General features: G+C 71.8%; 15 protein-coding genes and 1 pseudogene. 5 read left to right on the top strand and 11 right to left on the bottom strand.

From position 1 onward, the window contains the following. Positions 1–125: 125 nt before the first annotated feature. Together VF330_RS13930 and VF330_RS13925 are read left to right on the top strand one after the other, a co-directional pair. Positions 126–476 (top strand): annotated as a pseudogene (locus VF330_RS13930) (DNA alkylation repair protein); the annotation flags it as partial. Between the two features lie 77 nt (positions 477–553). Next, positions 554–2,359 (top strand): LamG-like jellyroll fold domain-containing protein, encoded by a 1,806-nt coding sequence (locus tag VF330_RS13925; protein ID WP_330851990.1) that lies wholly within the window; start codon positions 554–556, stop codon positions 2,357–2,359. A gap of 3 nt (positions 2,360–2,362) precedes the next feature. Here VF330_RS13925 and VF330_RS13920 read toward each other — a convergent pair whose 3' ends face one another. Beyond that, the gene (locus VF330_RS13920) at positions 2,363–2,650 is read right to left on the bottom strand and encodes a hypothetical protein (protein ID WP_330851989.1); all 288 of its coding nucleotides are present in this window, start codon (positions 2,648–2,650) and stop codon (positions 2,363–2,365) included. A gap of 228 nt (positions 2,651–2,878) precedes the next feature. Between VF330_RS13920 and VF330_RS13915 the strand changes: the two genes are divergently transcribed. Continuing rightward, on the top strand, positions 2,879–4,081 hold the full coding sequence (locus VF330_RS13915; protein WP_330851988.1) for a helix-turn-helix domain-containing protein: 1,203 nt from the start codon (positions 2,879–2,881) through the stop codon (positions 4,079–4,081). A 31-nt stretch (positions 4,082–4,112) separates the two neighbouring features. On the opposite strand, the gene VF330_RS13910 is transcribed toward VF330_RS13915, so the two are convergent. The 5 genes from VF330_RS13910 to VF330_RS13890 form a co-directional block, all read right to left on the bottom strand. Beyond that, complete coding sequence (locus VF330_RS13910; protein WP_330851987.1) at positions 4,113–4,970, bottom strand: NYN domain-containing protein; 858 nt, start codon at positions 4,968–4,970, stop codon at positions 4,113–4,115. A 24-nt stretch (positions 4,971–4,994) separates the two neighbouring features. Next, positions 4,995–5,618 (bottom strand): response regulator transcription factor, encoded by a 624-nt coding sequence (locus tag VF330_RS13905; RefSeq protein ID WP_330851986.1) that lies wholly within the window; start codon positions 5,616–5,618, stop codon positions 4,995–4,997. Continuing rightward, entirely contained in the window at positions 5,615–6,703 is a 1,089-nt protein-coding gene (locus VF330_RS13900; protein WP_330851985.1) for a sensor histidine kinase, read from the bottom strand. The genes VF330_RS13905 and VF330_RS13900 overlap by 4 nt, the downstream gene beginning before the upstream one ends. Before the next feature lie 5 nt (positions 6,704–6,708). Next, positions 6,709–7,272, bottom strand: coding sequence for a hypothetical protein (locus VF330_RS13895; RefSeq protein ID WP_330851984.1), 564 nt, complete (start codon positions 7,270–7,272; stop codon positions 6,709–6,711). 100 nt (positions 7,273–7,372) lie between these two features. Beyond that, positions 7,373–8,089, bottom strand: coding sequence for an AfsR/SARP family transcriptional regulator (locus VF330_RS13890; RefSeq protein ID WP_330851983.1), 717 nt, complete (start codon positions 8,087–8,089; stop codon positions 7,373–7,375). Between the two features lie 380 nt (positions 8,090–8,469). On the opposite strand from VF330_RS13890, the gene VF330_RS13885 reads away from it, so the two are divergent. Beyond that, entirely contained in the window at positions 8,470–9,405 is a 936-nt protein-coding gene (locus tag VF330_RS13885; protein WP_330851982.1) for a hypothetical protein, read from the top strand. Positions 9,406–9,510: 105 nt separating this feature from the next. On the opposite strand, the gene VF330_RS13880 is transcribed toward VF330_RS13885, so the two are convergent. The 3 genes from VF330_RS13880 to VF330_RS13870 form a co-directional block, all read right to left on the bottom strand. After that, on the bottom strand, positions 9,511–9,882 hold the full coding sequence (locus tag VF330_RS13880) for a hypothetical protein (protein WP_330851981.1): 372 nt from the start codon (positions 9,880–9,882) through the stop codon (positions 9,511–9,513). 163 nt (positions 9,883–10,045) lie between these two features. After that, positions 10,046–10,414: a roadblock/LC7 domain-containing protein gene (locus tag VF330_RS13875; protein WP_330851980.1), complete on the bottom strand. Its 369-nt coding sequence runs from the start codon at positions 10,412–10,414 to the stop codon at positions 10,046–10,048. A 36-nt stretch (positions 10,415–10,450) separates the two neighbouring features. Continuing rightward, on the bottom strand, positions 10,451–11,188 hold the full coding sequence (locus VF330_RS13870; protein ID WP_330851979.1) for a hypothetical protein: 738 nt from the start codon (positions 11,186–11,188) through the stop codon (positions 10,451–10,453). Between the two features lie 314 nt (positions 11,189–11,502). On the opposite strand from VF330_RS13870, the gene VF330_RS13865 reads away from it, so the two are divergent. Further along, on the top strand, positions 11,503–12,021 hold the full coding sequence (locus VF330_RS13865) for a hypothetical protein (RefSeq protein WP_330851978.1): 519 nt from the start codon (positions 11,503–11,505) through the stop codon (positions 12,019–12,021). On the opposite strand, the gene VF330_RS13860 is transcribed toward VF330_RS13865, so the two are convergent. Together VF330_RS13860 and VF330_RS13855 are read right to left on the bottom strand one after the other, a co-directional pair. Then, positions 11,988–14,723: an AfsR/SARP family transcriptional regulator gene (locus VF330_RS13860; RefSeq protein ID WP_330851977.1), complete on the bottom strand. Its 2,736-nt coding sequence runs from the start codon at positions 14,721–14,723 to the stop codon at positions 11,988–11,990. The two genes, VF330_RS13865 and VF330_RS13860, sit on opposite strands and share 34 nt — an antisense overlap. Before the next feature lie 810 nt (positions 14,724–15,533). Then, the gene (locus VF330_RS13855; protein ID WP_330851976.1) at positions 15,534–15,686 is read right to left on the bottom strand and encodes a hypothetical protein; all 153 of its coding nucleotides are present in this window, start codon (positions 15,684–15,686) and stop codon (positions 15,534–15,536) included. Between the last annotated feature and the right edge of the window lie 332 nt (positions 15,687–16,018).

The following is a 16,018-nucleotide window of genomic DNA, read 5'->3' as shown; positions in this document are numbered from 1 at the left end:
ATGCACGACCTCGAACGCGTGCGGCTGGCGCTGCTCGACGTCGCCGCCAACGGCGTCCAGGAGCAGTGCCCGGTGGTCGCCGCGCTCAACGACTGAGCCGTAGGCTGCGCGAACGCGAACCGGAGGTGGGCGAGCTGCGCGAGGCGCGCCGGACGTGGTTCGACGACCCAGACCCGGTGGTCGCGAGCGCCGGCTGGGCGTTGACGGTCGACCGCGTCGCCAAGCAGCCCGACGGCCTCGACCTGCCGGCGCTGCTCGACCGGATCGAGCGGGACCTGAAGACGGCTCCCGACAGGTTGCAGTGGACGATGAACCACTGCCTGGCGCAGATCGGCATCGAGCACCCCGCACTGCGGGCCCGCGCGATCGGCATCGGCGAACGGCTGGAGGTCCTCAAGGACTACCCGACGCCGCCGAACTGCACCTCGCCGTTCGCCCCGGTCTGGATCGACGAGATGGTGCGCCGCCAGGGCTGAGAGCGCTCTCGCAACGTTCAGCGCCTGTTCCCGTTCCCGTCAACCTCCTGTCCGATGTGGCCGGACATGCTGCCCGCATGGCCGAACAGTCGAACATCGGACGCCGCACGCTGCTGCAGGCCGCCTTCGCCGCGCCCGCCACCGCCGCGCTCCTGGGAAGCACCGGGACCGCCCAGGCCACCCCGGACCGCGGCACCGGCGACCAGCGGTTCACGATCGCGGTCCTGCCGGACACCCAGTACCTGCTCGACGAGGGCGGCTCGGACCCCGAACCCGTCAAGGAGGCCCTGCGCTCGCTGGTCCGCAGGCGGCGCGAGGCGAACATCGTCTTCCTGGCGCACCTCGGCGACGTGACCGAGCACGGCACCGAGCAGGAGATGCGCACCGCCGACGCGGTGTTCGACGTGATCGGCGGGCAGCTGCCGTACAGCGTGCTGGCCGGCAACCACGACGTGCCCGGCGGCACCGACGACCAGCGCGGACCGACGCCGTACTCGCGGACGTTCGGACCGGACCGGTTCCAGCGCATGAAGACGTTCGGCGGCGCGTCCCCCGGCGGCTACAACACCTTCCACGTGATCAAGGCGGGCGGCCGCGAGTGGCTGCTGCTCGCGCTCGACTGGCGGGTGTCGGACAAGGGGGTCGAGTGGGCGCAGGGCGTGCTCGACCGGCACAGGGGTCTGCCGACGATCCTCACCACGCACGACCTCGTCGGCAACAGCCCGCAGGCCGCGCTGTCCGGCCACGGGCAGCTGCTGTGGGACAAGCTGATCCGCCGCAACGACCAGATCTTCCTCACGCTCAACGGGCACTACTGGCCGTCCGGGCGCACGACGCTGACGAACGACCACGGCAACCCCGTGCACCTGCACATCACGAACTACCAGGAGCGCTACTACGGCGGCGCGGGCATGGTCCGGTTCTACTCGTTCGACCTGGCGCGCAACGTGATCGACGTCGAGACGTTCTCACCGTGGCTGCTGACCAGGCGCGACACCCTGCCGGAGGCCGAGACGGCCGAGCTGAGCGGCGACCTCGACCGGTTCACCGTCGAGATCGACTTCGGCGCCCGGTTCCCGCTGCCGAAGCCCGCCCCGCGGCCCGCGCGTGCCGTGCTGACCAGGGACACCGTGGCGTACTGGCGGTTCGACGCCGAGGGACTGCCCTCCGCCGCCGAGGGGTCCGTCGCGCCCGGCACGGTCGTCCGCGACCTCACCGGCAAGGGCAACGACCTCACCGTCCAGCACCTGCACTCCAGCCCGGCGGACGTGCTGACCTGGTCGCGCGACCACCACGACCGCCAGCCGGCGCACGCCAGCCTGTTCTTCGGCGGCGGCAAGGGCCCCGACCGCGGCGCGATCCTGCGCACGGCGGCCGCGGCGCCGATCACCAGCGCGAAGTTCGAGTCCGGCTACACCATCGAGACGTTCCTCAAGCTGCCCAGCCCGTTCGACGGCGACCACGCGTGGATGGGCGTGCTGAGCTGGGAGGGCCGCGCCGGCGACGCGGGCAAGCACAGCGGCTGGTCCGACGACGAGCCGACGTGCAGCCTGAACGTGTCCGGCGAGCGGTTCCTGCAGTTCGTCGTCTACCCCGTGCCCGGCGACGCCGACCCCACCTCGTGGAGCCACGCGCTCCCCGTCGGCCGGTGGACGCACGTCGCGGTCGTCAACGACGGGCGGCGCACGACGATGTACGTCGACGGCGCCAAGATCGCCCGCAACGCCGCGGAGGAGTCCAGGGGCATCACCACCCAGGGCAAACCGTTCGTCATCGGCGCGACCGGCTTCAACCTCCAGTACGGCCAGGGCTTCTACGGCTCTCTTGGCGACACGCGCGTCACCGGCAGGGCGCTGCGGCCGGACCAGTTCCTGACCGGCTGAGTCTCAGAACCGCGAGTGGCCGGGAGCGGGCGGCAGCTCGAGGAGCTCCCCCGCGACGTCGAGGAACTCACCGCCGCGCTGCCACAGCGCGTGGTCCGGGTCGACGACGAACGGGTCCGCCGGGTCGACGTCGTCCTGGCGGACCCGGTAGGCCAGCGCCTCCGACTCCGAGTACGCGAGGACCGTCTCGTTCGTGCCCTTCCACACCCTCCGGAACATGACGGCGTTGACGCACGTCATCCGGTCTCGCACGACGCTGCGCTGAAAACCGCGCCGCAACAACAACTCCATGCATTCTTGGACGCTGCTCGCGTGATGTGCCAAGTCACTCCGCCCCTACGTCTCGAACTGCCGATTCTGACCGAAGGGCGACGAAGCACTCACCGTCCGTCACTCGATCAGGTCATCTTTTTCGGGCAGCTGCACAACGCGACGTGGGCGATTTGGTGCACAGCGCTCACACAAGACGACCGCTTCGGGCGATGGCACCGAGTCGTCCCGTGCGCGAACCTCTGCCGGGTGGTCGACATCCAATCCCCGGACCCGCTGGCACCGCTCTACGAACGGGCCGCGACGCAGATCCCCGGCATCGCCGACAAGGTGCTGGAGGCGTTCTTCGCCCGGTCGGCCGCCTACCGGCAGCTGCCGCACCAGCTCGTGGACCGGGAGATCACCGACTCGGTGAGCCACAACCTCCAGGTATTCCTGCGGGCGCTGCGCGAACAGCGGCCACCGGCCGTGGAGGAGCTCACCGACCAGATCGCCACGGCGGTGCGCCGGGCGCAGCAGGGCGTGCCGCTCGACGTCGTGCTCAGCACGTACCACGTGGCCGCGTACGTGGGCTGGTCGGCGATGGCGAGCGTCGCCGAGCAGGACGAGGTGGACGACCTGCTGGCGACCGTGCCCGCGCTGTTGCAGTACCTGAGCGTCGCGGTGCCCGCCGTCGCCGCCTCCTACCTCACCGAGCAGCAGGCCCTGCACGCCGAACGGCGGGAGGCGGGCCGCGCGCTGGTCGCGGCCCTGCTGACCGGCAGGGAGGCCGAGCCGCTGGCCGACCGGATCGGGCTCGACCTGTCCAGCCACCACGTGGTGCTGGCCGTGCGCGTCGACGCGCCGCCGCCGGCCGAGGACGCGAGGTTCGCCGCCCACGCCCTGGTCCGGCGGCTGCGGGCGGAGCTGCCGAAGCACGCCCTGTCCGCGCTGGACCACGACGGCGGCACGGTGCTGCTGCCCACCACCGCCGCGGGTCTGGAGCAGGAGCTGACCGACGCCGCCGACCTGGTCCGCAGGCTGCACACCGCGGCGGGCATCGGCGTGGTCGGCGGCATCGCCGCCGCGGAGAGCCGCGAGGACGTCCCCACCGCCGCCCGGCAGGCCGCCGACATCGCCGAGCTGGTCCAGCGGCTCGGCCGCGCGCCCGGCGCGTACGTCCTCGACGACGTGCTGCTGGAGTACCAGCTCTGCCGCCCGGGGCCCGGCCGCAAGCGCTTGGCGCTGGTCGTGGACAAGCTGGCCGAGCACCCCGACCTGCTGCACACGCTGCGCGAGTTCCTGGGCAACGACCACAACCGCCACCGCACGGCCGAGAAGCTGCACCTGCACCGCAACACGCTGAACTACCGCCTGCGCAGGGTCGCGGAGCTGACCGGCTACAACCCGGCCGACCCCGCGGACGTCCGGCTGCTCGCGGCGTCGCTGATCGTCCACGACCTGCGGTCCTGAGCCCGCGCCGGTCAGTCGCCGTACGGGTTCGTCAGGCGCGCGGGAAGTCGTCCAGGCGGACGGCCTGCGCCCGCGGGTACTTCCGGCCCGCCAGCGGGACGGGCGAGCCGGTGAACGACACGGGCGTGCCCGCCAGCAACAACGTCAGCCCCTGCGGGAGGTCGTCACGCGAGACGAACCACGACCCGCCGCGCGTGTCGGTGATGAACCCGTGCGCCTGCCCCGACTTCCAGCTGGCGACCGTCCCGCGCCGACGCCCGCGCGGTGCCCCCACCGGTGACGCCACGGCCCCGGCGGACCGCACGAACGCCCGCCGCAACGGGTAGTCGGCCTTGTCGGCCGGGTCGAACAACGCGTCGAACCCTGGCGTGAACGGCGTGGCGGCCCGCAACGGCGCCGCCGTCCGCGGCGTCCAGGCCGGCGGCTTGTCCACGATCCGCACGTCGACGACGGGCACGACCACGTGCACACCGCGTTCGGTCAGCCGCGTCACGAGCGGCGCGAAGTCGGCGTCCCCGGTCAGCAGCACCACCCAGTCGAGCGGCACGGACACCGCCCGGTCCCACGCCTCCAGCGCGAGGTGGACGTCGACGCCCTTCTCCTTGCCCCCGACCAGCGGCAGGTCGTGCCGGATGATCCCGGCCGCGGTCAGCGCCGCGTCGAACGACACCGCCGGCGTCTCGATGCGTCCCCGCGCGTAGTGCGCCTCGGCCACCACGCACTCGTCGAGCGGCCGCCCGGTCTCCTGGTGGACGAACCAGCGCAGCGCGTCGTGCAGCCCGTCCAGCGAGACCCGCGCGGCCCTGCGGTGCGCGGTCGCGTAGAAGTCGCTGAGGTACGCGAACCACGTGCCGTCGTAGAACACGCCGATGCGGACGATCTTTCCCACCGGACGACACTACCTCCGGCCTGCTCACACCAGCCCGCGCGACTGCGCGTACAGCGCGGCCTGCGTGCGGTCGCGCAGACCGAGCCTGGTCAGGATCCGCGAGACGTGGTTCTTCACCGTGCCCTCCGAGAGGTGCAGGCGGCCGGCGATCTCCCGGTTCGTGGCCCCGGCCGCGACCAGCCGCAGCACCTCGACCTCGCGCACGCTCAGCGGTTCGCGGTGGCCGTCCGACCGGTCCAGCACCGCCGCCAGCCTGGCCGCGGCCGCCGGGTCGAACTGGGCCACGCCCGCGGCGGCCAGCTTCACCGCCGCGGCGAGCTCCTGCGACGGCAGGTCCTTGAGCAGGTAACCGGAAGCGCCCGCGCGCAACGACCGCACTACGTAGTCCTCGTCGTCGAACGTCGTCAGCATGACCACTCGGCAGGCAGGGGCGCGGCGGCGCAGCAACGCCACCGCCTCCACGCCGTCTAGGCCCGGCATCCGCACGTCCATCAGCACGACGTCCGGGGCCAGCAGCACCGCCTGCTCCACGGCCTCGTGCCCGTCCGCGGCCGTGCCGACGACCTCGATGCCGGGCTGCAGGCCCAGCAACGACGCGATGCCCTCGCGGATCAGCCGCTGGTCGTCGACGACCAGCACCCTGGTCACGCCGCCCCCGGCGCGGGGATCGTCACCGTCAGCGTCGTGCCGGACGCCGTGCCGGCGAGGTCGACCCGGCCGCCGGCCAGCGCGACCCGTTCCCTCATGCCCAGCAACCCGAACCCCTCCGCCGCCGCGCCCATGCCGCGTCCGTCGTCGGCGACGGTCAGCCTGGCACGGTCCGCGCCGAGCTCCACCTCCACGGTGATGCGCGTGGCGGCAGCGTGCCTGCGGGCGTTGGTGATGCCCTCCTGCGCGGCCCGGTACAACGCGTGCAGCGCGCCGGTGTCGTGGCCGTCCGGGGAGCCGCTGACGACGAGCGCGACGTCGTCGCCCGCCAGTTCGCCGAGGGCGGCGAGCAGGTGGAACGAGCGCAGCGACCGCACGGACTCGCGCACGTCGTTCAACGCCCGCCGCGCCGACCGTTGCGCGTCCAGGACGGCGGTCTTGGCCGTGGCGGGGTCGTGGTCGTGGAACGCGGCGGCCTTCTCCAGCTGCACCACGACCGCGGTCAGGTGGTGGCCCAGGTCGTCGTGCAGGTCCCTGGCCACCCGCGCCCGTTCCGCCTCCGCCGCCAGCTCGGCCACCGCTCGGTGCGACTCCTCCAGCCGGATCCGCCCGTCCCGTTCGCGCACCGCCACCGCCGCCATCGCGATCGCGATCACCAGCCCGACGGTGAACATCACCAGGTCGGACACCTTCTCCACGTGGGCGTACCAGTCCGGCGTGCTGACCACCGCGACCGCCAGGCACGCGACGCCCAGTCCGATGGCAACGGTCTGCCCGAACGCGAAGAAGGCGGTGAAAGGCAAGAGCAGCAACAACAACCGCGCCAGCCCCGAACCGTCCACAAAGGCGATGCCGACGTACAGCACCGCCCGCGACGCCAGCAGTGCCACCGCCACCGTCCTGGGCGTGCGCACCGGGTAACGCCGGAGCTCGGCGAAGTCCAGCGCGACCAGCACCACGAGCCCGCCGACGAGCAACGGCAGCCGGGTGGTGCCGAGCCCGGCGACCGCGGCGTGGACACCGGCGACGAGCACGGCCGCGCACAGCACGGGCGAGACCCAGAACGCCGGCCGCGAGGTGCGCATGCCGCTCAGGTTAGTGCCGGACGGGCACGCCACACCGCCGCCGAAAGCCACCCCAGCACCGCCGCGCACGCCACGTGGACCAGCGCGGACAGCGGGGTGTCCGGCAGGGCCGCGAACACCGCCAGCACCGTGAAGCAGATCCCGTAGCCCCACGCCGGCACCGCCGGGAACACCTTCGCCCGCACCATCGACACCCCGAACAGCACCGTCCCCGCCACGAACACCAGTGACGCGGCCCTGAGCACCGCGCTCGTCAGCGGCGCCACCTGACCGGGTTCCTGGAAGAAGACCACCAGGTTCAGCGCGAACGCCACCCCGGTGAAGAGCCCCAGCCCCACCAGGTTCGCCGCGAACGCGAACGCCCCGAACCGCCCCGACGCGTGCGCCTGGTGCCCGTGGAACGCCAGCACCGCGGGCGCCCCGAAAGCCGTCCCGAGTCCGATCGCCAGGCTGGTCGCGGCCGTCTCGCCGGTGAACGCCTCGACAGCGCCCGGCACCCCGATCGACAGGGCGAGCACGACTCCGCACACCGCCCCGAACCTGGGCAGGAAGATCTCGTCGTCCGTCATGCCGTCGACGGTAGGAACGCGGCCACCGTGCGGTGAAGTGCTTGCCGGCCAACCGGAACGCCGTTGGTCATGCCTCGCGGGGTGCTTTCCGGCACGTGCCTCACAGCACCGCCTGCGACGCGACCAGCCGGGTCATCTGCGACGACGGCGCGACGCCCAGCTCGCGGTGCAGCAGGGCCCGGTACTGCTGGTAGTGCTTGAGCGCCGAGCCGCAGTTGCCCTGGGCGAGGTGCGCCGCGACGACGGTCCGGTGCGCGGTCTCCCTGACCGGGTCGATCGCGATCGCCGTGAAGGCCGCTTCGAGCGCGGCGAGGTGCGCGCCCGCCGAGATGAGCCGCTGGGCGACCGCCTCCAGCGCGTGCAGCCGGACCTGCTCCCACCGCCGCCGTTCCGGAGCGAGCCACTCCTCGGCCCAGTAGGGCAGCAGGTCGTGGGACAGGGCGGTGACCAGCGCCTCCGCCGTGCCGGGGCTGACGGGCGCGCCGGGGTTCACGACGAGGTGGGCGGCCTCGACCGCCCGGCGGAAGTCGACCGTCAGCGCGGGCGACAGCCGCAGCCGGTCCACCGAGGGCTCGACGACCGGACGGTCCGTCGCCCGCCGCAGGTGCCACAGCGCCTGCCGCAGGTTGGCGGTGGCGCGCTGCCGCCGGCACTCGGGCCACAGCTGCTCGGCGGCGGCCTGGCGGTGCACGGCGTCGCCGTGGTGGATCGCCAGGTAGGCCAGCAACCGCTGCGCTCCCCTGGGCAGCGCGACCTCCTCACCCCCGGCGAGCAGCTCGAACCGGCCCAGCAGCACCAGCGAGGGCACCTCGGTCATCGTGGCCTCCCGTCCCCGCCGAGCATCGCACCGGCCGCGTCTCCGAGGTGTCTCGCGCGTGCCTGCCGCGGCGTCGCCCCCGACACCGGCCGGATGCCGTCCCTCAGTCTTGCGCGGTCTTGACTTCCGGCCCGGTGGTCACCCGGTGGGGAGCACCCGGCGACGGCGTGTCGCGGGCGCGCCCGAAATCCGTCAAGCGCCGGTAACGCGTTTGGCCCAAACGAACCCTTCCGGCCCAGTCCAGCCCATCGGGTGACGCCGTCCGGCCGGGACGACCGGGCGACAGCACGGGGTGCGCGGCGACGACCCGCGGGAGACGGCGGCACCGGAGGTTGGTCCCGGGGTCGCGACGGCCCCGCCGACCACCCGAGGAGCGCACCATGACGGACGGCCAGATCAAGAGCGTGGACATCCAGATCGCCCCCGAGGACCTGAAGACGCTGAAGAGCAGCGGCTACAAGCTCTGCTTCGCGAAGAAGGTGAACGACAGCTACAACGTGGTGTGGCAGTCGGCCGCCGGCTACCTCAGCGACAACACGTTCTCGTGGCAGCCGCTCTACCAAATCTTCGGCAGCAACACCTTCCAGGGCAACGTCACCGTGCACGCCGCGACCAACCAGGTGGCGGTCGGGCTCGGCGACGAGGTCACCCTGGACAGGGACGGCCTGCTGGGCAACGCCTCCTCCGGCGGCCCCGTCACGTCCATCACCCTCAACAACGACTACGGCCCGATCCACCCCGGTCTGTCCGCGTACTCGACGGACATCAACGGCCGGGGCACGACGACCCCGATCTACGTCGCCGAGGCGCCGATCGTCTCCGGCAAGGACGTGCTGACCCCCGTGGAGGCCGTGCAGGTGTGGTTCGAACAGGACGTCGTCACGAGCACCATGTTCAGCACGGCGAGGTCGAACGCCGTCGAGATCGACCTCACGGAGGTGAACAGCGCGACCAGGCTCTACAGCGCCGGCCAGTGGTCGAAGCCGAAGAACAGCCTGCTCTACACCGATCCGGCGACGATCGTGACGCTCATCGCCGCCCTGACCGCGGCCGTCGTGATCCAGGACCTCGTCTCGAAGATCACCTCGAAGCTGACCGGCGTCTACAAGGACGTGAAGGTCGAGGTGACGTCGCTGGGCGGCAGCACCGTCAAGATCGAGTACCGCGAGCAGCCGGGCCTGACCGGGGCCCGCTCGGCCCAGACCAGGATGCTGCTGCTCAACCCGACGGCGGTCGACCAGCTCGCCGGGTTCGCGCTCGAGTCGTTCGCCCAGCTCGGGGTGGGGTACGTGACGCTGAACGCGTCGACGGCCTGACCGCCGGGGCGCGGTGACGTCAGTCCGCCGCGCCCGCCCGGTCCGCCGCGGGAACGCCTCGGGCCGGGCACCCTCCGCGGTGCCCGGCCCCGTTCCGGCGGTGGCTCAGATCTGGAGGTCCGTCTCGATCCGCCGCAGCTGGTGGCGGGCCAGCGCGAGGTTCGAGACGTCCCGCTCCAGCACCAGGTACAGGAACAGCGACCCCCTGGACTTCACGCCGCTCATCAGCCGGATGAGGTGGTACTGGCGGTGCAGGGTGATCAGGATGTCCTCGATGGTGTCGGTCAGGCCGAGCGTCTGCATCACCCGGAGCTTCGACCGCACGACCTCGGTGTTGCCGGCCGCGGCGATCTCCAGGTTCAGCCAGTCACCTCCACCGACGTGGCCGAGCGACATCCCGCTGTCGTAGTCGACGAGCGCGACGCCGACGGCGCCGTTGATGGACATGGCCTCTTTGAGCGCGGTGTCGATGTTCATGAAGTTCCACTTCCCTATGTGAACTGGTGGCCGAGGTGACACGGCTGTCTGCTCGTGCCTCGACCGCAGGCGGACACGTCCCCACGAAGACGTCATTGACGAGAGCAATGAACGAAGGATGGACATGTGGCGGCGACCATTCCTCTGTTCGGCGGGCGGTGCTCTAGGGCGCCAGGATCGAACCGATCCGCTCGATCGCGGGCCGGGACTCGTGGAGCAGGCGGCCGAGGTTCAGCCCCTTGTCCCCCAGCGCGACCATCAGCGACAGCCGGCCGATGGCGTACACGGCCATGTAGCCCTTGCTGCCGAACACCACGGTCTGGCTGAGCGTCCCCAGACCCATCACCTCGGCTGCCTGGCGCGCGATGCCGAGATCGGCGGCGGCGAGTGCGGAGATGTGCGCGGGGTCGACGCTCTTGGCGACGTCGGAAATGATCGGAATACCGTCGGACGCGGCGATGACGGTGTCGGTCACTCCCGCCACGTTCTCCCGGAGCTGCCGCAGCTCGGCTACCAGGGCGTCGTAGTCCAATACTCTTCCTTCCTGGTCTGGAAAGGGTGACACGGTTCAGCCGGGGCGCCCCGCCCCCGACGGTTCTGACCGGGGCCGCAGCGTTGCCAGGTCCCCGTGCGAAAAGCTGAACGACGCGACCGGCGAGGCGAACTCCAGCACTCCCTCGCCGAGCATCCGGGAAATCTCGACGGTGACCGGGTAAAGGCCCCGGCCCACCGCGAAAGCGAGATCCCGCACATTCCGCCGCCCGGTGGCGTGCGCGACGATCTCCCGCCTTTCCGGCGTCAGACCGGCCGCCGCACGTCCCGGGACCACGCGGTCCCGGTAGGGCGACAGCGGAACCGCGAGCGAGGCCACCGCGTCCAGTCGGCGGGCTGTCTCCGACAACAGCCCGTCCACGTCGACCCCGCCCGCCACAGGCAGCGGCGGCCCGTCGGCGACGTCGTCGACGACATCACAACACTCCACCTGACCTGCGGCGACGGCGAAAGCCCCGTCCCGCACGGCGGCCAGGGCGAGCGCCTGGGCCTCGGCCGGCCCCACGATCCCGCGGGCGGCGAGCGCGGCCTGCAGCGACCGCGTCCCGACGCTGTCCACCAGCGCCGCGACCCAGTCCTCCGCGCCGACCCTGCCCGATCCCACCAGCAGCGTCTCCGCTCCGGGCGAGCCGGGACTGTCGACCGCGACCACCGCGCCGTCACGCAGGTGGAACAACCCACCCGCGTTGCCGGCCACGCGCAGCACTCCGGTGACCGCCTCCGCCCGGCACCGCGCCAAAGCGGACGCGAGCACGTCGAACGCGGCTCGATGATCGCCTATCAGAAGTCACTCCGAGTCAATTCGATACTACAGAGCGGATACCGGGTGAACTGCTCACCCAATCGTGCACTCACCCACATCGAAAGGGCGGCCGCCGTCGTTACTTCTTATCCGCCGCCACCCCGGGAACACGCCGGGTGTCACACGATCGAGTGAAGCATTCCAATCGAACCAGGAATTCACCGTCCGATTTCCGGCGCAATTCCATGTATCGGCGATGTATCGGCCGTGGATGTGGTTCCGAGACGGTGTGGAAGCAGTCCAGTCGTCCGGAAAAGGGGATGTTCATGCGATTCACCAAGGTGACGGCAGCCGTCGTGGGCCTGCTCGGCGCGGCTCTGATCGGCACGGCGGCGCCGGCCGGCGCGGCGAGCCAGGAGGTGTTCAGCCCCGGCGTCGAGGTCGCGCAGCCGTGGCTCGAGGACACGGGCTCCGTCGGCGTCGCCGACGGCGGCATCTCGATCCAGCAGACGGCGGCGGGCGCCATCGCGTGGATGTCCGACCGCCGCGGCAGCACCGCGTACGAGGGCTACTGCGAGCGCGCCGTGCGCCTGGCGTGGAACCGCAGCACGCACCACGCGTCGGCCATCGAGCACTGGCGCTCGTCCGACGGCGCCCGCCACACCACCGGCACCCCGCCGAAGGGCGCGTTCGTCTTCTGGAACACCAGCCAGTACGGCCACGTGGGCGTCGCGGACGGCAACGGCGGCTTCTGGTCGACCAGCGTCGGCGGCAAGATCGGCCACGGCAGCTCGGTCGGCTACTTCAGCAACTACCTCGGCTGGAAGCCCGGCAACAGCAACTGACCGAGTGCGCCCGCCGCGCGCGCCAGCGTGCGCAGCGCGGCGGGTTCGCCCTCCCGGTTGCCCGTGCGGCGGTAGGTCTCGAGCGCCTGGGCCACCAGGTCGTGCGCCGCCCGCGGGTGCCCGTTCGACAGCAACGCCTCGGCCAGCTCGACCTCGGCGAACGCCGTGCACCGCTCGTCGGTGAGGTCCCGCAGGATCGCCACCGCCCGGCGCGCGCTGACGAGCTCCTCGACGTGCTCGCCCGTGCTGCGGTACAGCGCCGCGAGCCGGACCAGCACGAGCGCCTCCCGGTGGGCGTCGCCGAGTTCGGCGGCGAGCCGCAGGCCGCCGGTCAGCCATTCCCGTGCCTCCTCAGGGGAGCCCAGGGCGCTGTGCACCGCGCCGATCGACGCCCGCACGTGCGCGACGGAGTGCAGGTCTCCCGCGGACTCCAGCAACGCGAGCGCCTCGGTGTAGCGGGCCAGCGAAGGCCCGTGCTCCGCCCGCAGCCGGTGCACCACGCCGATGCCCGCCACGGCGATGCCCTGGCCGCGTTCGTCGCCGGCCGACCGGTACAGCTCCCCCGCGGCCCGCAGGTGGTGCTCGGCGTCGGCGAACTCGTCGCGGTAGATGTGCACCTGCGCCAGACCGCGCAGCAACGCCGCCTCGCCCGCCGCGTTCCCGGCCTCGCGAACGCACCGCAGGGCCCGCACGTGCGTCCTGGCCCAGTCCTCGTAGTGGCTGTGCAGGTCGAAGAACGGCACGCAGGCCGCGGCGAGCTGCCACGCCACCTCGTCCAGCCCGGCGGCCGCGGCGAGGTCGACCAGTCCGCACAGCGTCCGCCGTTCCGCCTCGAACCACGCCACCGGCTCGGCCAGCAGGTGCTCCGGCGCGGGAACCCGCTCCACGGCGGCGATCGTCGTGCCGAACGTGACGGGCAGCCGGTGCGCCGCCGTGACCGCCAGCCACAGCCACGCCCGCAACGTCCGTTCCAGCGCACTGTGCCGGTCCGGCTCCGCGCCGGCGAGCTCCAGCGCGTGGCAGCGCAACAGGTCGTGCGACCGGTAGCGGGGCTGCCCGATGCCGTCGGCGCCGCAGGACTGCAGCAGGTTCGCGTCGACCAGCTCGTCGAGCAGGTCCTGGCAGTCCGGCTCGCCGAGCAGCGGGTCGACCACCCAGCCGGGGAAGTCGTGCGGCCCGAGCAGCGCCAGCCGCACGAACGCCCGGTGCTCGCGGTCGGCGAGCTGCCGGACGCTGAGGTCGAAGCTCGCCCGCACCGCCAGTTCGCCGGAGCTGAGCTCGCGCAACCGCGTCGACTCGTCCACCAGCCGTTCGCGCAGCACCTGCATCGACCACCCGCTGCGCCCCGCGAGCCGGGCGCCCGCCACCCGGATCGCGAGCGGCAGGTGCCCGCAGGCGAGGGCGACGGCCGCGGCCTCCGCAGGCTGGGCCTCCACCCGTTCGGCACCGGCGATGCACGCGAGCAGCGCCGTGGCCTCGTCCTCGTCGAACGGCGCCAGCTCCACCTGCACCGCGCCCGGCAGCTCGGACAACCTGCGCCTGCTGGTCACCAGCACCGCGCACCCGGCGCCGGCCGGCAGCAGCGGCACGACCTGGCTCACCGAGGCGGCGTCGTCGAGCACCACCAGCAGCCTCTTGCCGGCCAGGTGCGAGCGGTACAGGGCCACCCGCGCGCCGAGCTGGGACGGCAGCCCGGCGCCGGTGATCCCGAAGGCGTACAACAACTCCGTGATGACGTCACCCGGTTCGCGCGGCCGGTCGGCGGTCCCGGCGAGGTCCACGTGCAGCTGGCCGTCCGGGAAGTGGTCGCTCACCTGGTGCGCCACCCGGACCGCGAGCGTCGACTTGCCGACCCCCGGCGGCCCGGTCACCCCCGCCACGGGCGCGGACACCGAGTCGCGCCGCAACGCCCCGGCCAGCACACCGATCTCACCGGCCCGGCCGCAGAAGTCCGACACGGAGGGCGGCAGCTGCCGCATCGGCGTGCCCGCGGGTTCCTCCCGCAGCACCGCGAGCTGGGCCTCGCGCAACGCAGGCCCCGGTTCCAGCCCGAGCTCGCCGGCGAGCCGCGCACGCATGTCCGAGTAGACCTGCAACGCCTCCGCACGCCGGTCGTCGCGCTGCAACGCGATCACGAGCTGCCCGCACACCCCCTCGCGGTAAGGGTGCTCCGCCAGCAGGGCCCGCAGCTCGGGGATCGCGGCGGCACTCTCACCCGAGGCCACCTGCAACGCGAGCCGGTGCTCGACAGCGGCGAGCCTGGCCTCCTGCAACCGCGCGATGGCGGGCACCCACGCGTCGTGGTCCGGCAGGTCCTCCAACGGCCGCCCGCGCCACAGGGACTCCGCGCGCCGCACCAGTTCCAGCGCCGCACCGGAACGCCGCCGCGACTCGGCGACGAGCTGCTCGAACAGCAACGCGTCGAGCTCCTCCGGCTCCACCGCCAGCACGTACCCGGTGCCCTGCGTGCGCAGGTGCCCGTCCAAGACCTTCCGCAGCTGCCACACGTACGTGCGCACGTTCGACACCACCGACCGAGGCCGAGCGACCGGCCACAACGCCTCCACGAGCTGGTCGAGCGAGACCCCCGTGTTCGCGTGCAACGCCAGGTGCGCGAGCAACGCCCGCTGCCGGACACCGCCGAGCCCTTCGCGCCGACCGTCCCGCCACACCTCCAGCGGCCCCAGCACCCGCACGCTCACACCGCTGATGGCTCCTCCGCTCCTCGGCGCCCTCCGGCGGGGAGGATAGTGGTGCCACCAGCGGCGTCGTGGGGCTTCGCGGGAAAACCGCCGGTCGTCGGACGTCCGGCGCCGCCACTCGCGCACCAGGAACGCATCGGCTGAATTCCAGCGGCCGCGGACGGCACAATCCGGAGTGGATTTCAGGATTGGCGCCAGAACAGCAAAAACCCGCCTGACCGGCGAGATTTGCCAGATCAGACGGGTTCTTCTTCAAGTGGAGCTGAGGGGACTCGAACCCCTGACCCTCACACTGCCAGTTTGGTCCGCAAAGGACTACCACCACGTCAACCGGTTCCGTTCACTGGCGTTCGAAGCCGTCGCACACCCTTCAACTTCACCGTCTGCTCCAGATCAGCTCCACACACCGCCGTGTGAACGGCGCCAACAGATGAAACCTCAACCACCGAACACACGATCTCCACGCTCGGTGTGGAACTCGACCCGCACCGGCAATACCGCGGCCAACCGCTCACCCGCTCGTGCCACGCCACCATGGTCGGCTCGTCCAGAAATCCAGAGTACATCGGGTCTTCCAGGTCGTAGACGGCCTGGAACTCGTCGTCTCAAGCATCGATCGACGCGACGAGATCCGCAGGGCACACCGCAATCATCCGCAAGCCGCTCGGCCGAGTAGTTAGCCGGGATCGGATTACTGTCCCTACGCACCCACAACGGGTCGGTACCCCGCGCAGGCGCCAACCGCACCGGCAAATTCGAGTGATCATCGCAACGTTGCCACGGACTTGCCGGATGAGCGAAAAACACTTCTTACCGCAGCAACGGCGCGATCTGCTCGTGGCAGGCCATCTCCGAGCCCAGGTCCCAGGTCAACGTCAGCCGCACCGATTCGGGCAAGCCATTGAGCACCATGATGAGGGCGTCACGGACCGCCTCCGCGGTGCGGTCGACGGGCAGGTGCACCAACAGGAGGTAGCGGCTGGCGCGGTCGCCAGGGTGCCGACCGCCGAGCGGCCAGCGGCGCCCACGATGAGGTTCCTTTCCCAATCGCTGTACCGGGTCCGCTCCAGCGCGGCGGAAGGACGCCGGTCGATCAACTCCGCCGGCACGACGAACCTGGTGCTGCGCCGGCCGACGCGCCGACGGCGCTTGCGCAACCGAAAACGGTGCGCAGCCGCCGGGTGAACTGCCTGTTCAGGCCGCCCCTGCCACCGTGGTACTGCACCTGGTCTAAAACTGACCGAGGTTGTTGACAGTCTGGACTCCTGAACCGGAGCAGGCTAATGGCTGAGCGA

Origin of the sequence: Lentzea sp. (assembly GCF_036380075.1) — a bacterium.
Classification (GTDB): domain Bacteria; phylum Actinomycetota; class Actinomycetes; order Mycobacteriales; family Pseudonocardiaceae; genus Lentzea.
This window is presented reverse-complemented; position numbering and strand designations above follow the sequence as displayed.